At 63.7% G+C, this 23,967-nt stretch carries 15 protein-coding genes; 8 read left to right on the top strand and 7 right to left on the bottom strand.

Features of this window, described 5'->3' with window-relative positions; translation table 11 throughout:
- The first annotated feature begins 20 nt into the window (after positions 1-20).
- Together PQ467_RS18775 and PQ467_RS18780 are read left to right on the top strand one after the other, a co-directional pair.
- Entirely contained in the window at positions 21-2,588 is a 2,568-nt protein-coding gene (locus tag PQ467_RS18775) for a glycoside hydrolase family 9 protein (protein WP_274177058.1), read from the top strand.
- A 28-nt stretch (positions 2,589-2,616) separates the two neighbouring features.
- Positions 2,617-3,663 (top strand): LacI family DNA-binding transcriptional regulator, encoded by a 1,047-nt coding sequence (locus PQ467_RS18780; RefSeq protein WP_274177059.1) that lies wholly within the window; start codon positions 2,617-2,619, stop codon positions 3,661-3,663.
- Here the strand turns inward: PQ467_RS18780 and PQ467_RS18785 are convergent.
- On the bottom strand, positions 3,618-5,282 hold the full coding sequence (locus PQ467_RS18785; RefSeq protein ID WP_274177060.1) for a glycoside hydrolase family 43 protein: 1,665 nt from the start codon (positions 5,280-5,282) through the stop codon (positions 3,618-3,620). The genes PQ467_RS18780 and PQ467_RS18785 overlap by 46 nt on opposite strands.
- Positions 5,279-6,493: an MFS transporter gene (locus PQ467_RS18790; RefSeq protein ID WP_274177259.1), complete on the bottom strand. Its 1,215-nt coding sequence runs from the start codon at positions 6,491-6,493 to the stop codon at positions 5,279-5,281. Before PQ467_RS18790 ends, PQ467_RS18785 begins: the two co-directional genes overlap by 4 nt.
- Before the next feature lie 375 nt (positions 6,494-6,868).
- On the opposite strand from PQ467_RS18790, the gene PQ467_RS18795 reads away from it, so the two are divergent.
- A complete protein-coding gene (locus tag PQ467_RS18795) occupies positions 6,869-9,817 on the top strand; it encodes a TonB-dependent receptor plug domain-containing protein (protein ID WP_274177061.1) in 2,949 nt (982 codons plus the stop codon).
- A 126-nt stretch (positions 9,818-9,943) separates the two neighbouring features.
- On the opposite strand, the gene PQ467_RS18800 is transcribed toward PQ467_RS18795, so the two are convergent.
- Positions 9,944-12,043 carry an alpha-glucuronidase gene (locus tag PQ467_RS18800; protein ID WP_274177062.1) on the bottom strand — a complete coding sequence of 700 codons (2,100 nt, stop codon included), beginning with the start codon at positions 12,041-12,043 and terminating at the stop codon, positions 9,944-9,946.
- A 288-nt stretch (positions 12,044-12,331) separates the two neighbouring features.
- On the opposite strand from PQ467_RS18800, the gene PQ467_RS18805 reads away from it, so the two are divergent.
- Positions 12,332-14,215, top strand: coding sequence for an AsmA family protein (locus PQ467_RS18805; protein WP_274177063.1), 1,884 nt, complete (start codon positions 12,332-12,334; stop codon positions 14,213-14,215).
- 14 nt (positions 14,216-14,229) lie between these two features.
- Here the strand turns inward: PQ467_RS18805 and PQ467_RS18810 are convergent, their stop codons facing one another.
- Positions 14,230-14,502, bottom strand: a complete 273-nt coding sequence (locus PQ467_RS18810) for a protein usg (RefSeq protein ID WP_274177064.1) — start codon at positions 14,500-14,502, stop codon at positions 14,230-14,232.
- A gap of 222 nt (positions 14,503-14,724) precedes the next feature.
- Between PQ467_RS18810 and PQ467_RS18815 the strand changes: the two genes are divergently transcribed.
- From PQ467_RS18815 to PQ467_RS18825, 3 genes are all read left to right on the top strand, one after another.
- Positions 14,725-15,663: a LysR family transcriptional regulator gene (locus tag PQ467_RS18815; RefSeq protein WP_274177065.1), complete on the top strand. Its 939-nt coding sequence runs from the start codon at positions 14,725-14,727 to the stop codon at positions 15,661-15,663.
- Between the two features lie 126 nt (positions 15,664-15,789).
- A complete protein-coding gene (locus tag PQ467_RS18820) occupies positions 15,790-16,926 on the top strand; it encodes an alkene reductase (RefSeq protein ID WP_274177066.1) in 1,137 nt (378 codons plus the stop codon).
- The gene (locus PQ467_RS18825; protein WP_274177067.1) at positions 16,923-18,089 is read left to right on the top strand and encodes an MFS transporter; all 1,167 of its coding nucleotides are present in this window, start codon (positions 16,923-16,925) and stop codon (positions 18,087-18,089) included. Before PQ467_RS18820 ends, PQ467_RS18825 begins: the two co-directional genes overlap by 4 nt.
- Positions 18,090-18,107: 18 nt before the next feature.
- Here PQ467_RS18825 and PQ467_RS18830 read toward each other — a convergent pair whose 3' ends face one another.
- On the bottom strand, positions 18,108-19,028 hold the full coding sequence (locus tag PQ467_RS18830) for an alpha/beta hydrolase (protein ID WP_274177068.1): 921 nt from the start codon (positions 19,026-19,028) through the stop codon (positions 18,108-18,110).
- 149 nt (positions 19,029-19,177) lie between these two features.
- Positions 19,178-21,520 (bottom strand): TonB-dependent receptor, encoded by a 2,343-nt coding sequence (locus PQ467_RS18835; RefSeq protein ID WP_274177069.1) that lies wholly within the window; start codon positions 21,518-21,520, stop codon positions 19,178-19,180.
- A gap of 241 nt (positions 21,521-21,761) precedes the next feature.
- On the opposite strand from PQ467_RS18835, the gene PQ467_RS18840 reads away from it, so the two are divergent.
- Positions 21,762-22,949 (top strand): glycoside hydrolase family 68 protein, encoded by a 1,188-nt coding sequence (locus PQ467_RS18840; protein ID WP_274177070.1) that lies wholly within the window; start codon positions 21,762-21,764, stop codon positions 22,947-22,949.
- Here PQ467_RS18840 and PQ467_RS18845 read toward each other — a convergent pair.
- Positions 22,931-23,935, bottom strand: coding sequence for a LacI family DNA-binding transcriptional regulator (locus PQ467_RS18845; protein WP_274177071.1), 1,005 nt, complete (start codon positions 23,933-23,935; stop codon positions 22,931-22,933). The genes PQ467_RS18840 and PQ467_RS18845 overlap by 19 nt on opposite strands.
- Between the last annotated feature and the right edge of the window lie 32 nt (positions 23,936-23,967).

The raw sequence follows: 23,967 nt of genomic DNA on the forward strand, positions 1-23,967 counted from the left end.
CGCAAACATCGGAGAGAGACATGTCTGTAAAGTCCCGCCTGCTGTGCTGCCTCAGCCTGTTTGCCCTTGGATCGCCGCTTTATGCTCAGGGAACAGGTGATGCACTTACTCTGGGCGAGAAGGGCTATTACGAGGCGCCCGGCCTTAATGTGCTGGCCTTTTCCAATTGGTACGATGGCCTGTTTGCCGATTCCAAGATCAGCGGGATCGAGATCATCCAGCAGGGCCTGCGCAATGCTACCAATGGCGATGTGCGCCTCTCGCCCACACCCGGCCAGTGGGACCCGATCGGCGCCATGGTCACGCGAAAAGTGGATCGCGCGGCGGGGGTGATCGAAACGCGCCTGCGCTATGCCGAATATGATTGGGATTACACGATCCGCGCCCGCCAACAGGGCGATGGCGTCGAGGTCAGCATCCTGCTCGACCGCCCGGTTCCCGACGCTTTGGTCGGCAAGGCGGGGTTCAATCTGGAATTCCTGCCCTCGGCCTATTTCCATCATGCCTTCATGGCCGATGGCGTGGCGGGCAGCTTTCCGCTGCATCCTGTGAGCGCCATGGCACGCACCGATCAGCGCAATGCCGCCAGCGGGCGCAGCGAGGGGCCGGGCGCCGAACCGCTGCCCATGGCCAGTGGGCGCGATTTTGTCCTTGCGCCTGAAGACCCAGCGCGTCGGGTGAGCATCACAGGCGATGCGCCCATCATGCTCTATGACGGGCGCAATCAGGCGCAGAACGGTTGGTTTGTCCTGCGCTCGCTACTCCCTGCGGGCGAGAGCGGCACGGTGCTGACATGGACCATCCGGCCCCAGACCAGCCCCGGATGGCTGCGCCGCCCGGTCATTGCCCATTCGCAATTGGGCTATGCGCCTGCCGCCTCCAAACTGGCCACGGTGGAATTGGACGCCCATGACAAGCGCCGCCCGCCGCTGCGCCTGTTGCGCATTAGCGCGGATGGCGGGCAAACCGCCGTGCGGTCCGAACAGCCGCGCGAATGGGGCGATTATCTGCGCTATCACTATCTGCAGATGGACTTCAGCGATGTGAAGCAGCCGGGCCTTTATGTGCTTGAATATGGCGATGTGCGCACCGCGCCCTTTCGCATTGCCGATGACGTCTATGCCGATGCCTGGCATGCCACCAATGATGTCTATTTCCCGGTGGCGATGGATCATGTCTCGGTCAACGAGGCCTATCGCGTATGGCATGGCGATTCCCACCGCGACGATGCGCGGCAGGCGCCCATCAATCACGAGCATATCGACCTTTATCGGCAAGGTCCGACCACCGACACACCTTTTCAGCCGGGACAGCATATTCCGGGTCTGAATGTAGGCGGATGGTATGATGCGGGCGATTTCGACATCCGCACTCAGTCGCAATATCAGGTGGTACGCTCGCTGGCCGCCGCGCGCGAGAGGTTCGAGCTGGATCGCGATACGGTCAGCGTGGACGAGGCAAGCCGCCATGTCGAGATCCATGTGCCCGACGGCGTGCCCGACGTGGTCCAGCAGGTGGCCCATGGCACCCTGCAATTGCTGGCCCAGTTCGATGCGGTGGGCCATGCGATCCACGGCATTGTCGAGCCCGATGTGGCGCAATACACGCATCTGGGCGATGCGGTGAACAAGACGGATGGTCTGCCCTATGATCCGGCGCTCAAACCCGGCGAAATCCGCGATGGGCGCAGCGGCACGCCCGATGATCGCTGGGCCTTTACCAGCAAGGCCTCGGCGCTCAACTATGGTTCGATTGCGGCGCTGGCGGCCGCCAATCGAGTGCTGCGCGGACAGGATGATGCGCTTGCGGCCAAGGCTCTGACCACCGCCGAGCGCGTCTGGCGGGAAGAGCAGTCCCATGCGCCGGACCTGTTTTCTCATGGCAACACCACCGGCGGCCCGCTGGCGTGGGAGCAGTTTGCCGCTGCGGTCGAATTGCTCAAGACCACGCGGGCGAAAACCTATGCCGATGCTGTGATGGCGCTCTGGCCCAAGGTGGCCAGCGCTTTTGCCCCCAATGCCCAGACGGCGGTGGCCGCGCTGCCCTATATGCCTGCGGCCTATCGCCGGGCGATGATCCCGGTCGTGCGCCAATGGCGCGAGGAGAGCGACCGCATCGCCCGCGCCAACCCCTTTGGCGTGCCGATCACCACCGGGGGATGGGCGGGGTCCAGCACGGTCATGGCCTATGCGCTGGTGGCCGATGCGCTGCATGAGGCGTTTCCCGACATCGTGGGGCGCGATGCGGTGTGGCGCGGGGTGGCGTTTATCACCGGCCATCATCCCGGTTCGGACATTTCCTTTGTCTCGGGCGTGGGCACGGTGTCCAAGGAAGTGGCCTATGGCAACAACCGGGCCGATTTCTCCTATATAGCGGGGGGTGTGGTGCCCGGTGTCCTGATCATCAAGCCCGACTTTCCCGAAAATCATGAGGACTGGCCCTTTTTCTGGGGCGAGAATGAATATGTTGTTCCCGAAGGTTCGGCATGGATCGAGCTGGCCAATGCGGCCAACCAATTGCGGGCCAAACCGGCGCCGAGGCCCGCGCAAGGTGGCTATCAAAAGCCCGAAAGCGGCCCTAAAGAGTAATATCGCATAGCGTATGGAAAGGTATGGCATGGCAAGGTCTGATCGCTCCGGTGCAGGCGCCACGATCATTGACGTTGCCCGCCTTGCCGGTGTTTCGGCCATGACGGTTTCGCGCGTGATCAACGGCCGCGAAGGGGTGCGGCCCGAAACCCGCGAAGCCGTGGAAAGGGCAATCAACGAGCTTTCCTATACGCCCAATGTTGCCGCGCGCAGCCTCGTCACCTCCACCGAACTGCATGTGGGCGTCATCTATTCCAACCCCAGCGCGGCCTTTATGAGCGAGTTTCTGACCGGCATTTTCGAGGAAGCCTCGATCCGGGGCGTGCGCCTTTCGCTGCTGAAGGGCGAGGCGGGCAAGGCGCCCGGCAAGGAGGCGCTGGAGCAATTTGCCGCAGCCGGATTGTCCGGCTTCATCCTTGCCCCGCCGCTTGGTGAATCGCGTCGCGTTCTCTCGGTGCTCGAACCGCTGGACAAGCCCATCGCGGCTGTAGGGGCCTACAGGACGTCGGAGGCGATGTGTGTGCGGATCGACAATCACCGCGCGGCCTATGAGATGACGCATCACCTGCTCGATCTTGGCCATCGGCGCCTCGGCTTCATTCTGGGCAACCCCGATCAGGCCGCCAGCGCCGAGCGCATGGCCGGGTTCTATGCCGCCGTGCGCGAGATCGGCGGGGTCGATGTGCAGGTGGCGCAGGGCGATTTCAGCTATACCTCGGGTCTTGCCGCAGGCGAATTGCTGCTGGACGCGCCATCGCCGCCCACCGCCATTTTCGCCAGCAATGACGATATGGCCGCCGCCGTGGTGTCTGTGGCGCACCGGCGCCAGATCGATGTGCCCGGCGCGCTGACGGTGGTGGGCTTTGACGATACCGCCGCCGCCGTCACGCTATGGCCGACGCTGACCACCGTGCATCAGCCGCTGCGCCGATTGGCCGCCGAGGCTCTGGCCTATGTGGCGCAGGAGGCAGGCCCGGCCTTGCTGCGGCCCGGCGTGGTCAGCGACTGCGTGCTCGATCACTCGATCGTCTATCGCGATTCCACCGCGCGTATGGCGGCCTCAGAGCCCGCCTGATCGCAGGCATCGGCCCGCGCTTTATAGCGCAGCCATGCGAAATCGGCATGTTGCCCCGCGCCCGACAGATCCTGACATGCCACACCGACGAAAGCACCGGTGAAATTGGGATAGCCGGGCAGGGAGACCTCATCGGACAGCACGCTGACATCGAGGCGTTGGGGCGCCCATTGCCATGCCTGCGCGCCTTGTGCCCGCCAACCAAAGCGCAGCCATTGGTGGTCCACTTCGGCGCATAATTCGATGGGGCCTGCGGGCAATTCGGCATCGAGCAGCACATCATGCGCGCCCATGCCGGGAATGGCCGACATGATGCGCAATTCACGCGCCCCCCCATCACGGGTCAAATGAAGATAGTAGAATTTCGTGCTGTTATAATAACATACCAGCCCAGCATTCTGTTGAAAATGGGCCGGGTCGAAATCGATGCAGGTGGTGGCGATAAAGCGGAAATGCTCAAAGCGGCGCGCGACAAGGGATTGTTCGAAAAGGCTCTTGATCGACTCCCGGCCAAACAGGCGCAGCCATTGCGGGCGGGCATCAAGGCTCCACAACCTTTCGCTGTCGGGGCTGCGCAGCCATTGCAGATCGTCGGGCAACGGGCCGGGCGCGAAATGCCCGTCCCATGGCTGCTCCGGCCAGGGGCAGGAGGGCAGAGGCGGGAGCGGCGGATGGGGGTCGGGCTGCGCGCCGGGCGTCAGGCTGCGCAGCCAGCCATCCTCACACCAGCGCATCGGCTGGATCGCCGTTTCGCGCCCCAGCGGACAACGCGCCAGACCGGGCAGAGGCCGCCCGCACAGATAGGCCAGCCACGGGCTGCCATCGGGCAATTCGACCAGATCGCCATGCCCTGCACGTGTGATCGCGCCTTCCTGTTGCCCGGCGGCGGTCAGCACCGCGCCATCGGGGTGGGTTTCATAGGGGCCGCCGATCGACCGGCTGCGCGCCATGACCACCGCGTGGTTCCATCCTGTCCCGCCCTCGGCCACCAGCAGGTGATACCAGCCATCGCGTTTGTAGAGATGCGGCCCCTCGGTAAAGCCGCGCTCCGTCCCGCGATAGATCAGCCGCCGTTCACCCTTCAGGCCCAGCGTCTGCTTGTCCACTTCCTGCAGGACGATGCCGCCGAAACGCCCCCGGTCGGGCCGGTGATCCCACAGCATGTTGAGCAGCCAGCAGCGCCCGTCATCATCATGGAACAGGGCCGGATCAAAGCCACTGCTGTTCAAATGGACCGGATCGGACCATGGCCCCTCAATGCTGGGCGCGGTGACCAGATAATTGTGAAAATCGCGCATCGAGGCGCCATGCGCCCCGTTCACCGTGGTCAGCCCGTAGCGCTTCACATCGGTATAGACCAGCCAGAAGCGCCCATCGGCATAGGTCAGATCGGGGGCCCAGACACCGCAGGAATCGGGGTTGCCGCGCATGTCGAGCTGATCCGCGCGCGCCAGCGGCCGGTTGGCCAGACGCCAGTGGACCAGATCGCGGCTGTGATGGATCTGAACGCCGGGAAACCATTCAAAGGTGGAGGTGGCGATATAGAAATCCTGATCCACGCGCAGGATGGACGGATCAGGGTTGAAGCCGCGCAGGATGGGATTGGCGAAACTGTTCATGATGGCTTGCGTACCAGGGTCCAGAGCAGCCCGGCGCCGATCAGATCGAGGCAGCCAAGCAGCATGAAAAACGGGGAATAGCCGAGCCGGTCGACCAGACTGCCCAGCAGGAGCGAAAAGATCAGCACGCCGAGATTGGCCGAAAGGCCGGCAAAACCGGCCACCGTGCCAACCTCGTTGCGGGGGAAGAGATCGGAGGCCATGGTGATGATCGTGACCGAGAGCGTTTGATGCGCAAAACCGGCGAGGCACAGCAGCGCCACGGCCGCATAGGGATCGGCGACCAGACCGACAAAGCCGATACCCGTCATCATCAGCGCGCCCAGTGTGAAGGTGAGCCGCCGCGCGTCAATCAGCACCACCCCGCGCCGCTGGAGCCATGCCGCAACCGCCGGGCCGAACAGACAGCCCAGATCCGCCGCCAGAAAAGGCAGCCAGCCGAACAGCGCCAGATGGGCCATGTCAAACCCGCGCTCGCGCGCCAGATAAAGCGGCAGCCACAGCGAGAGCATGCCCCACACCGGATCGGCCAGCAGGCGCGGCAGGGCAATGCCCCACAGACTGCGCCGGGACAGCAATTGGCGAATGGGGGTGGGCGGCGCGTCGGATTGCAGATGCGCTTCTTGCCCTTCGGCGATGGTGGCACGCTCCTGCGCGCTGACGCCGCGATGGCGGTCGAGCGGCGCATACCAGCGCAGCCAGAGCAGCGACCACACCAGCCCCAGAGCGCCTGCCACGGCAAAGGCGAGGCGCCAACTGCCCGCATAGACCGCCCAGGCCACCAGCGGTGGCGCCAGCACCGCACCAAATGATGCGCCGATATTATAAATGCCGCCCGCAAGGCCCCGTTCGCGCGCGGGAAACCATTCGGCCACCAGCTTTTGCCCTGCAGGCTGGGCCGAGCCTTCGGCAAAGCCCAGAACGAGGCGCAGCGCGGCAAAGCTGAACCAGCCGCGCGCCAGCATATGACCCAGGGTAATGACCGACCAGCCGATGGCAAACAGCGCAAAACCCAGTTTCAGCCCCAGACGGTCCAATACGAAACCCGCGATGGGTTGCAGCATGACGCCCAGTTGCATTGCGCCTGTGATCCAGCCGTATTGCGCGTTGGAAATCCCTTGCTGGGCCAGCACGACCGGTGCGGCCACGCCCATCACCGAGCGCGCCAGATAGTTGATGATCATCGCGCCGACGAACAGCGCGAGCACCATCCAGCGCGTTTTGCGCCAAACTGCCTTGCCGGGATTGCCGGGCGTCACGTGTTTTGCATTCCGGATGCGATGCACAGCGCCTGATGCGGCGCGTGGCGTGATGATGCGAAGCGGCATGATAACGTAAACATAAATTCTTTCAGATCCACCCGATATCGCCTTCTATCCAGCGATTGCGTCACATCTTATCAAGAGTTTTTTGAAGAATACAACCCAAAAATCGCCCAATTGACAGGCGGGACCTTCGGCGTTACGAATCATGTTAACGTTAACGACGTTGGGGCCAAAAAGACGGGCAATATTCGTCACCAAGGCGCTGGCGCAAAACGTCCGCCCGTTCGGCATCTGCAAAAAATAAATGTCCTGGAGAGGTTCATGAGCCTGAAAACAGCCAAGCATCACAACATCCTTTTGTGCAGCAGCGCCTTGCGCGTCGCGGCGCTGGCCCTCGGCCTTCTGCCTGCCGCCGCCTTGGCGCAGCAGCCTGCACGCAGCGGGGCGCCCGATTCGCCGCAGGAGACCGCAAAACTCGACCGCGAAATCGTCGTCACCGGCACCCGCATCACGGCCAGCGGCTTCAAGGCACCGACGCCCACGACCATTCTGGATGCGTCCAGCCTGAACGCCAATGCCCAGCCCAATGTCTTTACCACCATCGCGCAATTGCCCTCGCTGCAGGGCTCGACCGGCACGCAGGTCAACACGTTCAGCACATCGAGCGGCCAGCAGGGGCTCAGCTCTTTCTCGCTGCGCGGCGTGGGCGCGATCCGCACGCTGACGCTGCTGGACGGCCAGCGCGTGGTGGGCGCCAATGTCACCGGCGTTCCCGACATCAGCCTGTTTCCGCAATTGCTGATCCAGCGGGTCGATGTGGTCAATGGCGGCGCTTCGGCCTCCTATGGTTCGGATGCCGTCGGCGGGGTGGTCAATTTCATCACCGACGGCCATTTCAAGGGCCTGAAGGGCAATGTGCAGGGCGGCATCACCACCTATGGCGATGATGCCCAGTATCAGGTGCAATTGGCCGGAGGCACCAGCTTCCTGCAGGACCGCCTGCATGTGGTCGGTAGCGTGGAATACAGCAACGAGGCCGGTATCGGTGGCGGCGATTTCGGCACCGCTCTGGCCAATGGCCGCAACTGGTTCACCCAGACGGCGCAGATCAACCGGGGCGTTCTGAATGACGGATCGCCGCAATATGTCGTGCGCGATCAGGCCCAATCGATCTCTTTCACCAAATATGGCCTGATCACGGCGGGCCCGCTCCAGGGCATCGCCTTTGACGCGCGCGGCAATCCGTTTCAGTTCCAGTACGGCTCGGGCGGGGTGCCCCTGCGCGATGCGGCGGGCACGGTGTCGGGATGCTATCCCGGCTTTTGCCTTGGCGGCGATCTGTCGGGCAATGTCGATGCGGGCCGCTCGCTGCAATCCAGCATCGAACGTCTCAACACCTATGGCCGCATTGGTCTTGAACTCGACAATCGCAACGAGATCTATCTGACCGTCAACGTCGGCAAGGTGAACACCCAAAACCAGCCGGTCAACGGGATGAACAAGCCGGGCCTGACCATTCAATGCGCCAATCCCTTTGTGCCCGCCATGGTCCAGAACGCCTGCACCAATGCCGGGATCACCAGCTTCCGCTTTGGCACCAGCAATGCCGCACTCGGCAATACGCAGGTCTATACCGAGCGGCGCCAGTATCGCTTCGTGCTGGGCGGCAAGGGCGCCTTTACGTTGGCGGGCAAGGACTGGAAATACGACATCTATGGCGAGCACGGCACCAATTACAGCGATATTGACGTCCGCAACATCCTGCTGACTTCGCGCTTCAATCAGGCCATTGACGCGATCTCGCTCAATGGCGCGATTGTCTGCCGCGATCCGGTGGCGCGGGCCAACGGTTGCCAACCGCTCAACATTCTGGGCGGACAGCCTTCGGCCGCCTCGCTCTCCTACGTCGTGCCGCAATATGGGCCGTATCAGCGCACCCGTCAGACCCAGGACGTGGCCAGCATCAGCTTCTCCGGTTCGCCGGTGGATCTGTGGGCCGGGCCGCTCTCGATCGCTTTTGGCGGGGAATTCCGCCATGAATTCTATCGCGTGGTGGCCGATCCTTATGGCGCGGGTTTTGCCAATACGCCCGCCGGGGGCAATTATCCGGCCGACCCCGTTCTGGTGGCGGGCGGCAACAACTGGCATGCGGGCAATTACAAGAATGGCGGCGGGGCCTATAGCGTCAAGGAAGGGTTCTTCGAGGCCAACCTGCCGGTCATCAATTCCGATGCCATGGGCCATGCCAATCTGAACGGCGCGGTGCGCGTCACCAATTACAGCACATCGGGCACGGTCACGGCGTGGAAAGTGGGCGGCACATGGGATCTGCCCATTGACGGCCTGCGCCTGCGCGGCGTGACATCGCGCGATGTGCGCGCGCCCAACCTGTCGGAAATGTTTGCCGCGCCGGTCACGACCACGCTGCCCAATTTCTTCGATCCGTTTCACAATACGACCACACTGGTCATCCAGAGCGTGGTGGGCAATCCCAACCTGAAGCCGGAAATTGCGCGCAACACCACCTTTGGCGTGGCGCTGGCCAATCCGTCATGGCTGCCGGGGCTCAATATCTCGTTTGACTATTACAAGCTCAAGCTCAACGGCGTGATTTCTTCGATCAGCGCCAATGACATGGTGCAATATTGCTATCAGAACGTGCTGCCCCAGACCTGCAATTCGTTCAATCTGAACAATCCGGTGGGCGGCAATTACATCAATGTTCAGCCTTTCAACCTCGCCTCGATCAAGACCGAGGGCTTTGACATCGAGGCCAGCTATCGCTGGCGCAACCCGCTGGGCCTGCCGGGCAATTTCACGCTGCGTGCGCTGGCCACCCATGTCATCAACTATATCACCGACACGGGCCTGCCCGGCACGATCCCCGTCGACAGCGCCGGGTCCAATCTTGGCAACACGCCACATTGGAAATGGCTGGCGGTGCAGAGCTATGACAATGACAAATTCTCGCTGATGGTTCAGGAGCGGTGGTTCAGCGACGGCACCTTTGCCAACAATTTCGTGGTGTGCAGCGCGGGAACCTGCCCGGCATCGACCGCCAACAACCCGACCATCGACCAGAATTTCATGGCCGGGGCCTTCTATCTGGACGCGGGCGGATCGGTCAACGTGACCAAGGAAATCACGGCCTATTTCAAGGTTGATAATGTGACCAACCGTTCGCCGGCGCGCAATTACATCTTCAACAATCCCGCGCTCTATGACCAGATCGGACGCGTGTTCCGCGCAGGCGTACGCTTCAAATACTGAGGTTGCGATGGTCCGGCCTGCCCCTCCTCCCTTCGGGCCGGATTAAACTGCGGGCGGGCCCTTACCCCGCCCGCCCTATGGCGCCATGGCGCGAAGGTTTGCCGCCCTTCGCGCCATGGCGTTGTTTTATGGATTTCCCGGCGCATAGGGAAAGGTCAGCGCCCTGTACCAACCCAGATCATGCGCCGGCGGCGCGCTCCCCGCGGGCAGGGGCAGGTGGTTGAGCGATTGCCAATAGGCGATGGAGGCATCACGCCACAATTGCGCATCGCGGCGCTGGATGGTCAGAAACACACGGGTCTTGTCAAACCTCTCGGCATCGACGGCGGGTTTTAAAGCCTGCCATTGCGCCTGCATCTTCTCGACCCCCGCCACGCCGCGATCATAGCGGCGCACCAGATCATCCCAGAGCGTCGCCCCATCTTTCATGCGATAGGTCCATGGCAGATGGTGAAACCACAGCAGATCCCGATCATCGGTGGTTTCCGGGCGGGCCAGTCGGGCCGCAATCGCCGGGGCGTATTGCGCGCTGGCATTGCTGCCGCTGGCGGTACGGTCAAAGCCGATGCCCTGCGCATCGGCGCGGTTGTAATAGACCGGGTTCCATTCCGGGCGAGCCAGCGTGTTGACCCATGGGCCGGGTCCGTAATGGCCATAAACGCTCATCTGATGGGCAAGGCCCAGCGGGGTCATGTAATCCACCGTCGCCTCGCGCGAGGGCATCATGATCGCGGCAACGGCATCGACCACCTTGGGCGCGGACGAGAAGGTCTGCGCCGCCCATTCGCGCGCGATGGCCTCTGGCGAGAGGTCGGGGTCCCACGCCAGACGGCCAAAGGCATACCAGTCCGCCTGATTGAAGATCGAGCCTGACCAGTCGCGGTTCGCGCCGATATTGGCCACGCCAGCAATGCCCGTCAGCCGGTGTCCGTCCAGCGAACCATCCACCACTCGCGCCACGGTGGAGCCTGCGCCCTTGGCTCTCGTATCGGCCTGCAAGGCTTCGGAAAACAGCGGGCCGAGGTAGGTGAGATGCGTGGATTGGCCCAGATATTCCTTGGTGATCTGGAACTCCATCATCAGATTGGTGCGCGGCATGGCGCCAAACAGCGGATGGAAAGGCTCGCGCGGCTGGAAATCGATGGCGCCGTTTTTGACCTGCACCAGCACATTGTCGGCAAACTGGCCGTCGAGCGGCTTGAACTCATTATAGGCCTGTTTGGCGCGATCCTCCGGATTGTCATGGGCATAGACAAAGGCCCGCCACATCACCACGCCGCCATGAGGCCGCAGCGCACCGGCCAGCATATTGGCCCCCTGCGCATGGGTGCGGTGATAATCGGCGGGGCCGGGCTGGCCCTCGCTGTTGGCCTTGACCAGAAAGCCGCCGAAGTCGGGGATGGCGCGATAGATTTCATCGGCCTTGGCCCGCCACCATGCGGCGACCGCCGGATCAAGCGGATCGGCCGTCTTCAGCCCGCCCAGCTCAATCGGCGCCGACCAACGCGCCGAAAGATAGACCCTGATCCCCCATGGCCGGAACACATCGGCCAGCGCCGCCGCCTTGGCGATATAGGGCGCGGTCAGGCTGTCGGCCTTGGCGTTCACATTGTTGAGCACCGCGCCATTGATGCCGACCGAGGCATTGGCCCGGGCATAGTCGGTGTAGATCGGATCGCGCCAATCGGGCAGGCGCCACCAGTCCCAGATCGAGGCCCCGGCATAGCCGCGCTCGACCGTGCCATCCAGATTGTCCCAATGGTCGAGCACGCGCAGCGCGATGCGCGGCGAGGACACCACATCCAGCCGCGCCATATCCGCCCCGCGATGCGCAAGACGCAAGTAATGAAACACGCCATAGAGCAGGCCCAGATCGGTGTTGGCGGCAATGCTGGTTTCGATGCGCCCGCCCAGCTTGCGGCTGGATAGCGCAAAGCCTTGCGCGCCCATACGGTCATAACGCGCAGGCCATGGCCCATCGGCAGGGGTGATCAGGCGAAACCGCCCCTGACGCAAAGGTGACGCAAGGCCGCGCCTGAGTTCGGCTATGGCCAGCGCCAGCGTCGGCCGAGCGCTGGCATCGGGGGCGGCAATGGCCGGCGCGTGTCCCGCCGCTTCGGGGGGATCGCGCAGCCAAAGTTGATGGCCATCCTCCGCCCGCGCGGCGCAGGGCAGCGACAGCAGGGATAGGGCGGCGGCCAGAGCGAGGGGCATGCGAAGGACCATGAGAAACCTGCATTTTGCAACAAGAAGGGGGCAGCAAATCGCGGGGCGCGAGGTCAATCCTGTCGGACCGGATTTGCGCCCTATCACGAAGATAGCGTTATCATGCGCCGTTTTCCAGCGGGTTCTTTCGTTTGCACGCTGTCGGTTTGCGCATTTCGCGCCGGGATCTCACACCTGCCTTGCCGCGCCGAAGCCCGCAATCGACCATCGGGCAATGGGGAGGTGGCTCCATTTGGCGCGCCGCGCATTACACCGATGCAACCGACCGGCGAGGAATGATACCGCACCATGAAACTGCCCCCTGTTACGATGTCTGGGACCACCCTTTCGCGCCTTCGCAATCTGGCCTTTGTGCTGGGCGGGCTGGGGGTGATTGGCGTGCTGGGGCTGGCGGCTTTTCCGTGGGGCATGTTGAAGGGGGCGCTCGAAAGCCGGTTGAGCCAGACCATCGGCAGCACGGTCAGCATCGGGGCGATGGAGCGGCTCGATGCTGTTTCCTTTCACCCGCGCCTGCGCCTTCGCGCGGTGCGCATTCCGCAACCGGCCTGGGTTGATCCTTCGCTGGGCGATCTGGCGCAGATTGGGCAGGTGGACTTGACCTTGTCGACATGGGCGCTGATTTTCGGGCGCGATGCGGTCGAGCGGGCCGAGGTGCGCGGCGCCAACCTGCAATTCTATCGCACGGCGCAGGGCCGCAAGAATTGGGGCGAGAACACGAAGGGCGAGGATGGGCCGAGCAAGTCCGGCGCGCGCCTCATGATGCTGCGCGTGGCGGACAGCCGACTGCGCTATCTTGACCAGAAGCGGGACCGTTCGATGGATGTGGCGGTGTCCTCCGATGCCAGCGGGCTGACGATCAACGGTCAGGGCCTCATCCTTGGCAACCGGGTCAGCATCACCGGCCATGGCGCTGCGGTGGTGGATGGGCAGGCGCAGGGCGAATGGCCCTTCAGCGTTGCCATTGAAGGCCCTGCGGTGGGTTTTGCGCTTGACGGCACCATGCCCTCGCCGCTGGATCTGGCCCATTTGCGGGGCAAGGCGCGCGCGCATGGCCGCGACCTGCGCTTGCTGGACGCCATTATCGAGGCCGGTCTGCCCGGCACCCAGCCTGTTACCCTGACGGCCAGCATCCGGCGCGACAAGCCTGATTGGATCATTGAGGACCTGCGCGGGACGATCGGGCGGTCCGATATCGCGGGCCATGCCACCATTCTCAAACGGGATGGCCGCACGAGGATCGACGGCGCGCTCCAATCGGATCGGTTTGATTTTGATGATCTCTCATCCGACGAAGGCAAACGGCGGGCGGCGGCGATCAAGGCGCGTCTGGGCGCGCGCATCCTGCCCGGTTCGGCCATTGATCTGAGCCGGGTGGGGCGCACGGATGGCGCGCTCGACCTGCGGGTGAAGCACTTGCTCTGGCCCGGACCAAGCCCTTTTCGCAGCATGAGCGCCCATCTCTCACTGGAGCACAGCCGTTTGGAATTGAGCGCACTGCATGTTGGGATGACCCATGGCAGCATGGATGGCGCGATGGTGATTGACCAGACCAACAGCAAAAAACCCGATCCCAAGCTGGACCTGCGCCTTGGCCTCAAAGGCGCGCGTCTGCTCGATTTCTTCCCTCGTGCCCAGATTGACGGCAGTATGATCGGGCGTCTGGCTGTTGTCGGCTATGGCCATACCATCGCCGAGGCGATCGGGGCGGGCGATGGCGTGTTTGCTCTGGTGGCGCGCGACGGGCAGATCCCTGCGCGCACCGCCGCCCTGTTGGGCCAGGATATCGTGCGCGGTCTGACGCTGGACAAGGACAAGACCGACACGTTGCGCTGCGTGGCGGCGCGGCTGGATATTCGCGGCGGCATGGCTCGGCCCGCGCCCGTCCTTATCGATTCCACGCGCGCCCAAACGCAGGTATGGGGCACCATCAACCTGCGCAGCGAGCGACTGACACTGGCGCTCAAAGGCGCGCCCAAAAAGGCATCGCTGCTGCGCCTGCCCGGACAGGTGACGATTGGCGGGACCATCCGCTCGCCCGATATTTCCGTGCCGCAAAAGACCAAATCGGTGGGCGGCGTGCTCAACATGCTTGGCTCGGCGATTGCCGGGCGTCAGGACCCGCTGGCCGGTGATGCGGATTGCCATGCGTTGGAGCGCAAGGCTATGCGCTAGTGCCGCGCCCCCGCCTATTGGACCGTGATGATCCCCGCCTTGGGATGCCATACGCGCGGGCCAAGCAGGCGGTCATGGACGAAACGCACAGAATGCAGCACAGCCTCAATATCGCGCCGCCATGTATCCAGAAAGCGGCGCAATTCCGGGAAATGGGGCGCCTCGTCATAAAATTGCCAGACGAATATTTGCAGCAGCGAAGGATAGTCGGGCATGAAATAGCTGATTTCTGCGGTCGATAGACCATAACCCTGCAGTTGCCGTGCAAATTCGTCATGTGTGCCCATATGGTGATCTCCTCTGCTTGTTTGGTCATCCCTGTTGGTTTGGCAATGCCGATAGGATTTGTATTTCACGCCCCGGTGTCAAGTCGAAAATCGCGCGAGTAATCGGATTAAGCCTCTAGTTTCTATCGAGAATTTGGCACTCTCGCGGCACGGGTGCCAATGGCTCGCGCCTGTCTGCGCCATGCTGCTTGGCTTTTTGCGCGCAGGGGTTATGACCAAGGCATGGATATGTTTGCTGCCTTGCGCGCCTTTGTCTCGGTGGTCGAGGAGGGCGGGTTTGCGCCTGCGGCCCGGCGCGCAGGGCAAGCGCCGTCCTCCTTCACGCGCCATGTCGATGCGCTGGAGGCATCGCTCGGTGTCAGCCTGCTCAACCGTTCGACGCGCAATGTTTCGCTGACCGTTGCGGGCGAGAGCTATTACCCGCGTGCAGCCCGGCTGCTGGCTGAACTGGAGGAGGCCAACAACCATATCCGCGAGGGGGAGGGGCCGCCGCGCGGTCGTTTGCGGGTCAGCCTGCCCGCCTCCTTTGCGCGGATGCATATCACGCCGTTTCTCCCGCGCTTTATGGCCGAATATCCTCTCATCGAGCTTGATCTGGTCATGAGCGATGCTCTGGTCAATCTGGTCGAACAGCGGATCGATGTCGCGGTGCGGCTGGGGGCGCTCGATTCCTCCAGCCTGATCGCGCGCCGCCTTGCGCCCCACCGCCGCATCGTTTGCGCCAGCCCGGCCTACCTGGCCGCCCACCCCGCCCCGGTCGAGCCGCAGGATATAGCGGGGATGGCTTGCCTCACCTTTGCCTTTGCCGATGGCGAGCGATACTGGCGGTTTACCCAGGGCTCGCGCCTTGAACAAATCCGCGTGAAAGGCCCCCTGCGCGCCAATCAGGCCGAAGCGTTGAAGGAGGCCGCGCTGGCCGGTTTCGGGCTGGTGATGCTGCCGACCTGGCTGGTGGGCGACGAGGTGGCCCAAGGCCTCCTGCAACCCGTGCTGACCGAGTGGCAGGCGGACATCAGCAGGCCCGGGGCGCCCATTATGCCCGACAGCGGCATTCACGCGCTCTATCTGCCCGACCGCAAGGGTTCGCGCAAAGTGCGCGCTTTCGTCGATTTCATGGCCGAGCGCTTCGGCACGCCGCCCTATTGGGATCGTGCCTTGTGATCTTTGCGTATTCTGCAAAGATCATCGCAAAAATCACCTGATTATCAAAGGCTGCGAATGGGAGCACATCTCCGGCACCAACCCGGACGCGCCCCTCGGCCCTGTCCCAACCCGAGAGTTCCCGTGATGACCGACCTGCTTTTTGCCCCCGCTCGTCTTGGCGCGATCGATCTGTCCAATCGGATCGTCATGGCGCCGCTCACCCGTTCGCGCGCTGCGGCGGGCAATGTGCCTTCGCCGATGGCCGTCGAGTATTATCGCCAGCGCGCCTCGGCCGGGCTGATCATCACCGAAGGCACCCAGATTTCCCAGCAGGGTCAGGGCTACGCCTGGACCCCCGGCATTCACACGCCTGCGCAAGTGGCGGGCTGGGCCAGGATTGCCGAGGCCGTGCATCAGGAAGGCGGGCGCATCGTGGCCCAGCTCTGGCATGTCGGGCGCGTGTCGCATGGCGTGTTTCAGCCGGGCGGCGCGCGCCCTGTCGCCCCCACGGTGATGCCGGTTCCGGCCAAGGCCTTCATCCCCGGTCCGGATGGCAAGGGCACCTTTGCCGAAGTGCCCGAGCCGCAGGAATTGAGCATTGCGGGCATCCAGATGATCATCGCCGACTATGTTCAGGCCGCGCGCAATGCGATCGAGGCCGGGCTTGACGGGGTGGAACTGCACGCGGCCAATGGCTACCTGCTCGACCAGTTTCTCAACAGCGCCAGCAATTGGCGGACCGACCGCTATGGCGGCGCCCCGGAGAACCGCGCCCGCCTGTTGCTCGAAGTGGTCGATGCGGTGGCCGCCGCCATCGGCAGCGCGCGGGTGGGGGTGCGCCTTGCGCCCATGGGCAAGGCCTTTGGCATGGACGAGGCCGATCCCGAGGCACTGTTTGCCCATGTTGTCAGCGCGCTCGATCAACGCAATCTGGCCTATCTCCATCTGGTGGAACCGGCGGTGAACGGGCGCGACATTGCCGCCGTGACCGATCCGCGCGCGCAGGCGCTGATGCAGGACATTCGCGCCCGCTTCTCCGGCCCGATCATTCTGGCGGGCGGCTATACGCGGTGGAATGCGGAAAAGGCGCTGGCCGATGGCCGCGGCGATCTGATCGCATTTGGTCGCCCGTTTCTCGCCAACCCCGACCTGCCCGCGCGCCTGCGGATCGATGCCCCGCTCAATGAACCCGACCCGACGACCTTTTACGGCGGCGGCGCGCATGGCTATATCGACTATCCCACTCTGGCCGAATTGGCCGCGCAAGAGGTGGTGTCATGACCGCCGCGCCCAATCGGTCCATGCCGCGCAGCTTGACCTTCAGCATGGCTGCCGCGACCGGTCTGGCCGTGGCCAACATCTACTATAACCAGCCGATGCTGGGGCTGATCCAGCGCGACCTGCCCGGCGCGGCGGCCGGTTTCGTGCCCACCGTGACCCAGCTTGGCTATGCTTTGGGCCTGTTTCTGCTGGTCCCGCTGGGCGATCTGCTGGAGCGCAGGCGGCTGATCGTTGTCCAATTCGCGGCCTTGTCGGTGGCGCTGGTGTTGGCCGCGCTGGCGCCCACGGGGGGAGCGTTGCTGCTGGGGTCGCTGATGGTCGGCGCCTTTGCCACCGTCGCCCAGCAGATCGTCCCGCTCGCCGCCCATGTCGCGCCCCCCGCCCAGCGCGGGGCCGTCATCGGCAAGGTGATGGCGGGGCTGCTGCTCGGCATTTTGCTCAGCCGCACGCTGGCCGGGTTTGTGGGGCAGCAGGCGGGCTGGCGCGCGATGTTCTGGCTGGGCGTGCCGTTGGCGCTGTTCGCCGCCGCGCTCTCGCGCAGGACTTTGCCGATTTCCTTGCCGGAACGCGCGCTGACCTATCGCCATCTGCTGGCCTCGCTGTGGCACCTGTGGCGCGACCTGCCGGTGCTGCGCCGCGCCACCCTGATGCAGGGCCTGCTCTTTGCCGCTTTCAGCGCCTTTTGGAGCACGCTGGCGCTTCAGGTGCAGCATTTGGGCTATGGCCCTTCGGTGGCGGGCCTGTTCGGCATCGTGGGCGCGGCGGGCGTGTTGGCCGCCCCCATGGCGGGCCATTTGGCCGACCGGCGCGGGCCGGGCGCGGCGATTGCCGCCGGAACGATCCTGACGATGGTCGGCATGGGGATTGCCGCGCTTCCGTTGGGCATCGCCGGATTGGCGCTGGGCTGTATTGTGCTTGATCTTGCGGTGCAGGGCGCGCTGATTTCGCACCAGCATCTGGTCTATGCGCTGCGGCCCGACGCCCGCGCCCGGCTCAACACGCTGTTTATGGGCGGCATGTTTCTGGGCGGGGCGGCAGGCTCGGCGCTGGCCATCACCGTGTGGCAGGTGATGGCATGGCCTGCGGTCTGTCTGCTGGGCGGCGCGCTGGCGGCGATTGCCCTTGTCCTCCATGCGGCGGGGGCAAGGAAGGCCTTGCCTTGAACCGCGCGGCAGGAACGCTTACCCCAGTCGCGCCAACCATTTTTGCGCCAGCACGGTCCATTGCCCCGCCGAGCCATTGGCGGGGCCAATGCCAAACCCATGCTTGCCCTCGGCGAACAGATGCATTTCGGGCGCATGGCCCGCCTTGGTCAGAGCCTCGGCCATCATCACGCTGTTCTGGTAAGGCACCGCATCATCGTCGAGGGCATGGACCAGAAATACCGGCGGCGTCTGTGCCGAAACATGCTGAACCGGCGAACGCCGCGCGATCAGCGCCGCATCGGGCGATGGGCCCAGCAGCGTCTGGGCCGACCAGGCATGGGTATAGGGCGCCACCATGGCGATCACCGGATAGACAAGGATCGCGGCATGCGGCCGCGCGTCCAAGCCATCAATGGCATCGACCGGCTGCGCCAGTTTTTCCTCAAACCCGGTCAGCAGCGAGGCGGCCAGATGACCCCCGGCAGAAAAGCCGATGACGGCGATGTCGGGGTCTGAAACCCCGTCGTGCGCGGCGCGCGAACGGATCAACCGCATCGCGCGCTGGGCGTCCATCAACGGCACATCGGCCCGATCCGCCCAACCTTCGCCCGGCAGGCGATAGACCAGAACATAGACATGATAGCCCACCGCGTTGAACACGCGGGCCACATCGACGCCTTCATTGCGGATCGAGACGAAATTATACGCCCCGCCGGGAATCACCAGCAAAGCCTTGCCATTGGGCTTGGCGGCGCGAAACAGGCGCAATTCCGGCTCGGCGATGTTGCTCAAAAAGGTCTGAGGCCAATCGGCGCGGCGTTCGCGGGGCGTAAAACCTTTGTCGGCCGCGCCCTTGGGCCACAGCGGAAGGCGCTGCGCGGCCTGCCATGCCGCAGGCAATGGGCCGCCGCCTTCCGGGATCAGCAAAGGCGTGGCGGCTTGGGCAGGCTTGGTCATGAGGGCTCCGGCAAGAGCGGCAAATCCGGCCTGAATCGTGCGGCGTCGGTTCCAGTACAGGGAAACATTCCTCTCGTCACACAAGGCGGGCGCGGCGACAGGCCCGCCGATCAACCATGATCGACGGGCCTGCGATTGCCAAGTTGGTTTTAGTACTTGAAGCCAAGCCGCACGCCATAGGTGCGCGGCGGGGCATAGCTGGCCGTGGTCGAACTCCACACCGGGACGACCGTGGTGGCAATGCGGCGGTCCTCAACATTGTTCATGAACAGGTTGATGTAGGCGTGGCCGCTCGGCTCGTCATAGCGCAGGTTGAGATCGGTCTTAGTATAGCCCGCGATCCGGCCCTGCACGGCATTGTCGCTGCTCGCAAAGGTCTTGGACTGGGCATAGAAATCGACCGAAGGGGTGATTTTGCCGCCCGAGGCCAGATCAAAGCTGTGAGCATAGCTGAAACGGGCGGAAAATTGCGGCGCATTGGTCAAACGCTTGCCCGAATAATCCGCCGAGGCCGAGGGGATCGCGGCATAGCCAAGGATCGGGCCGAAGATGTTATACATCGTGTCGGCCGAATGCAGATTGTCCGAAGCGCCAGGGAAGCTGCGATATTCGGCCACCATATAGGCCAGATAGCCCGAAATGGTGTCGTTGCGCGTCGGGCGATACGTGGTTTCCAGATCCACGCCGCGAATGCGTGCCTTGGCCGCATTGGTGGTGACGGCGATCGGCCCCTGCACCGGATCAACGACGATCGAGGAAACCTGAAGGTTCTGGTAATCCATCTGATAGCCGGTCAGGCCGATAAACAGGCGATCACCCAGCAATTTGGCGCGCAGGCCCGCTTCATAATTGGTGACGGTTTCGGGCGCATATTGCTGATAGGCGGTAGGATTGCCGCTGGATTGCAGGCCGCCGCCGCGATAGCCGGTCGAAACCGTGGCATAGGCCAGAATGCCCGGCGTCAGGTCATAATCAAGACCGGCCTTCCAGCTGACCTTGCTGAAGCTGGCCGCCGCGCGGCCCCGATCATCGGTATAGGCAAGGGCGAAACCGCCGGGGCAGGTGGTGGCGCTGATGTTGGCCCGCGTGACCGTTCCGCCGGGGCAGACCAACTGCTGTTCACGCCCGTTAACATCATCCCATGTGGCGCGGACGCCCGCTGTCGCGCGCAGGCGGTCGGTCAGCGAGAACGTGCCTTGGCCGAACAGGGCGCGCGACTTGCTGCCCTCGCCGGAATAGTTGTTGACCACGTCCACGGCGTTGATCGTGCCGATCTGATTGCCGGTGCTGGCCACCAGCGAGCCAAAGAGATTGTAAACCGAGGCAAAGGGCGCGGGCGCGGTGTTGCCCGCATGCAGCAGGCGCATGCCCGAGGGGATTTCGTCCTGATAGATATAGGCGCCCGCCACCAGCTTGACCGGGCCGCGCTGGAAATTGACGTCCAGTTCCTGCGACCAGCTGTTGGTCTTGTGGTTGATGTATTCCTGCGAAAACACGCCTGTGGCCGCCGCCACGCCATTGTTCACCAGCGAGGAATAGCCCGCCAGCCAGGTCAGGCTGAGGCTGTCGGTGGCCTGCCACATCAGCTTGGAGCGCACGTCATAGCTCTTGACGTTGAGGCGGTTGTTGCGGACCTGATCCAGCCCCGGATTGACCGTGTCAAAGCGGGTCGGGATGATCGTGACCGGGCCGAATGTGCCGGCGGTCAGGTTGGCTTGCGGATAATAATTGTAATTGCGCAGATAGACGGTGGGCACCGTGCCGTTGTTTTCGGCATAAGAGCCCGACACGCGCCATGTCAGCGTGGGCGTGATCGCCCATTTGGCGGTCAGGCGCACGCCGCCCAGATCCGCCTTGTCAAAGCGGGTGGTGCCCAATTGCGCGCCATAGCCATCATTCACCTGACGGAAGGCGGCAACGCGCAGGCCGAAAGTGTCGCTGACCGGCAGATCGACGGCGACCTGGGCGCGGATGTCGTTGAAGCGGCCATATTGCAGGCTGGCGCTGCCGCCCAGTTGCTTGCCCGGATCGGCCGAATTGATGTTGACCACGCCCGCCGTGGCGTTGCGGCCATAGACCGTGCCCTGCGGCCCGCGCAGCACCTCGACCGAGCCGATGTCGAACATGGCCAGACCCAGCGCCACCGAGGAGGGGTTGTAGATCCCGTCAAACTGGGTGGCGACGGTCGAATAGCCCGAAAAGCCGTTGTTGCTGCCGATGCCGCGAATGGCAAAGCCGTTCTGGCTCAATTGCAGCGAGGGCACAGTCGAGACCAGCCGGTCGGCGCTGGTGATCGATTGGCGATCGAGCGCGGCCTGTGAGACCACGCTGACGGCGATCGGCGCCTTGGAGATCTTTTCGCTGCTCTTTTGCGCGGTCACCACGATTTCGGTGGTGATCGGTTCGCTTGCCGCCGCCGAATTCTGCGCAAGGGCAGGGGTGGCCAAGGGAAACAGCGCGGCGCTGGCGAGCAAGATGGCGGAATATTTCATGGCGTCCTCCCGGGATCATACCTGTGTTTTCCGGCGCCGGGGGCGGCGCCACTCTCCTGACGGCTGCTGCAACGAGTCGCTGCCCTTGCACAACCGATTGCGCATCTGTTACAATCGTTAGCATTGGTTGCCTAGGGGGAATTTTCTAAGGCATTTCCGCTGATGGCTGATGCGAAATCCGGAATAAATTACGGATTATTCGAGATTATTTTTGCTGTGCGACGATAGGGGAAGGAAATCTATGAACAAACGTTTGCAATGTGTGGCCGATTCGCCTCACCCCTTGGCCTTTCGCTGGACTGCGGATCAGATCGCGGCGCTCCGCCCAACTGACGAAAACACTATCCCTACATTCGCGCAGGATGCCTGCGCGCCTCGTCTGCCGGGTCTGGATATCTGGGATATGTGGCCGGTGGAAAATCCCGAAGGTCATGCGCACACCTTTGCGCAGGGCTGGCTCTGGCTGGCGCTGGCCGCGCCGGTTCTGCCCGATCCCGAGGACCGCCATGCCATCGCCCGGATCCACCTCCTGCTCGAAGCGTCGGATGGCTCGGGCTGGGCCGATTTCGGTCCAGCCTTTCCCGATGGCCATACGCCGGGCAGCCGCGAATGGTCGGGCAGCGCGCTCTATCAGCCTGATGGAGACCGCGTGCTGTGCTGGTTCACCGCCGCCGGTCGCCGCAATGAGGCAAGCCCCAGCTTTGAACAGCGCCTGTTCCTTTGCGAGGGCACATTGCAATGGCATGGCGACAAGCCCGTGATCAAGGGGTGGAGCGATCCCGCCGAGGCCGTCAGCGCCGATGGCGAGATCTATCTGCAAGTGCGCGGCAGCGAGGGCGGCGCGGGAACGATTAAGGCTTTCCGCGACCCGTTTTATTTTCAGGACCCGCGCAGCGGCGAGCATTTCCTGTTCTTTACCGCTTCAAAGGCGGCTTCCACCTCGTCGTGGAATGGGGTGATCGGCGTGGCCCATTCGTTCGACGGGGCGCATGGCCCTTGGCGCCTGCTCCCTCCGGTGGTGGATGCCGACGGTCTGAACAATGAACTCGAACGGCCGCATATGCGCTATCTCGGCGGCCAATATTACTTGTTCTGGTCCACGCAGCGCAAGGTGTTCGTTGCGGATGCGGCGCAGGGGCCGACCGGCCTTTACGGCGTGGTGGGCGAGGGGCCGCTGGGGCCGTTCCGTCCGATCAATGGCGACACGTTGGTGGCGGGCAACCCGGAGGAAACCCCTTGGCAGGCCTACAGTTGGTGGGTGCTGGGCGACTGCCGCGTGACCGGCTTTGCCGACTGGCCCGGCGTTACGCCGGATGCCGCGCCGTCGGATGCCGAAGGGCGCCGCCGTGCCTTTGGCGGCAGCCCCGCGCCATGGTTCACCCTCTTGCTGGAAGGCGACTCCAGCCGGATTCAGCTCGACTCACGCTGAATCAATTGCGGGTCGATCAGCACGCTGCTGGTCGGCTCGCCCGCCATGCGTTTGAGCAGCAGATCGACCATCACCCGCGCGCCATGCCGCAATTGCTGGTCAATCGTGGTCAGCGGCGGCGAGACCAGTTCGCCCAGCGGCAGTCCGTCATAGCCCACCACCTTGACCTGTTCAGGTACACGCAGGCCCATCGTGCCCAGGGCGCGGATCACGCTGATCGCCGTGACGTCGGATGCCGCGACAAGGCCGTCCGGCATCACCGGCAAGGCGCGCAACAGAGCCAGCGCGTCATCATAGGCCGCCGCCGGTTCGCAATGCGAGGGCATGATCTGCAATTCCTCGCCCCGCCCGGCGATGGCCAGCGCCTGTCGCACGCCATCGAGCCTCGCGCCGAATTCCGGTCCCTCGACCGGGCCCAGATAGGCGATGCGTTGGCATCCTCGCTCGATCAGGTGACGCGCGGCCAGCATCCCGCCTGCGCGATTGTCCGACCCCACCGAGCAATGGTGCTGGCCCGGAACCTGACCGCCCCACACCACCATCGGATGATAGGCCAGCGAGGTGGCCTCGATCACGGCCAGCTGGTTGGACTGGCCGATGATCAGCACGCCATCGACCCGGCCCGAACGCGCGTAATTCTCGATCCAGCGCTCATCCGAAGGGATCACGCGCGAGAGCAGCAGGTCATAGCCCTGATCAGCCAGCGCATCGGCCAGATAGCCGCTCATCGTGTTGAAAAACGGATCGGAGAGATGCTGAAGATCATCATGGCCCAGCGGCACCAGCATGCCCACCGTGCTGGTCTTGCGCATCCGCATGTTGCGCGCCAGCAGATTGGGCTGATAGCCCAACTTTTGCGCCAGAGTGATGATCCGCTCGCGCGTTTTGGGGCTGACCCGGCCCGAACCGGAAAGCGCGCGTGAAACCGTGCCCGCAGAGACCCCGGCCAGATCGGCCAGTTGCTTAATATTGGTCGGGCTGTTCAATCCATCGGCTCCCTGTTGATGCCTGTCGTTCT

Origin of the sequence: Novosphingobium sp. KACC 22771, assembly GCF_028736195.1 — a bacterium.
Lineage (GTDB): Bacteria > Pseudomonadota > Alphaproteobacteria > Sphingomonadales > Sphingomonadaceae > Novosphingobium.

What these genes read in the sequence shown, in the direction of transcription:
- PQ467_RS18820 (WP_274177066.1), top strand. Translation starts at nt 15,790, where the DNA reads ATGACCGACCTGCTTTTTGCCCCCGCTCGTCTTGGCGCGATCGATCTG.
- PQ467_RS18775 (WP_274177058.1), top strand. Translation starts at nt 21, where the DNA reads ATGTCTGTAAAGTCCCGCCTGCTGTGCTGCCTCAGCCTGTTTGCCCTT.
- PQ467_RS18800 (WP_274177062.1), bottom strand. Translation starts at nt 12,043, where the DNA reads ATGGTCCTTCGCATGCCCCTCGCTCTGGCCGCCGCCCTATCCCTGCTG.
- PQ467_RS18815 (WP_274177065.1), top strand. Translation starts at nt 14,725, where the DNA reads ATGGATATGTTTGCTGCCTTGCGCGCCTTTGTCTCGGTGGTCGAGGAG.
- PQ467_RS18785 (WP_274177060.1), bottom strand. Translation starts at nt 5,282, where the DNA reads ATGAACAGTTTCGCCAATCCCATCCTGCGCGGCTTCAACCCTGATCCG.
- PQ467_RS18810 (WP_274177064.1), bottom strand. Translation starts at nt 14,502, where the DNA reads ATGGGCACACATGACGAATTTGCACGGCAACTGCAGGGTTATGGTCTA.
- PQ467_RS18780 (WP_274177059.1), top strand. Translation starts at nt 2,617, where the DNA reads ATGGCAAGGTCTGATCGCTCCGGTGCAGGCGCCACGATCATTGACGTT.
- PQ467_RS18825 (WP_274177067.1), top strand. Translation starts at nt 16,923, where the DNA reads ATGACCGCCGCGCCCAATCGGTCCATGCCGCGCAGCTTGACCTTCAGC.
- PQ467_RS18790 (WP_274177259.1), bottom strand. Translation starts at nt 6,493, where the DNA reads ATGGTGCTCGCGCTGTTCGTCGGCGCGATGATCATCAACTATCTGGCG.
- PQ467_RS18830 (WP_274177068.1), bottom strand. Translation starts at nt 19,028, where the DNA reads ATGACCAAGCCTGCCCAAGCCGCCACGCCTTTGCTGATCCCGGAAGGC.
- PQ467_RS18795 (WP_274177061.1), top strand. Translation starts at nt 6,869, where the DNA reads ATGAGCCTGAAAACAGCCAAGCATCACAACATCCTTTTGTGCAGCAGC.
- PQ467_RS18840 (WP_274177070.1), top strand. Translation starts at nt 21,762, where the DNA reads ATGAACAAACGTTTGCAATGTGTGGCCGATTCGCCTCACCCCTTGGCC.
- PQ467_RS18835 (WP_274177069.1), bottom strand. Translation starts at nt 21,520, where the DNA reads ATGAAATATTCCGCCATCTTGCTCGCCAGCGCCGCGCTGTTTCCCTTG.
- PQ467_RS18805 (WP_274177063.1), top strand. Translation starts at nt 12,332, where the DNA reads ATGAAACTGCCCCCTGTTACGATGTCTGGGACCACCCTTTCGCGCCTT.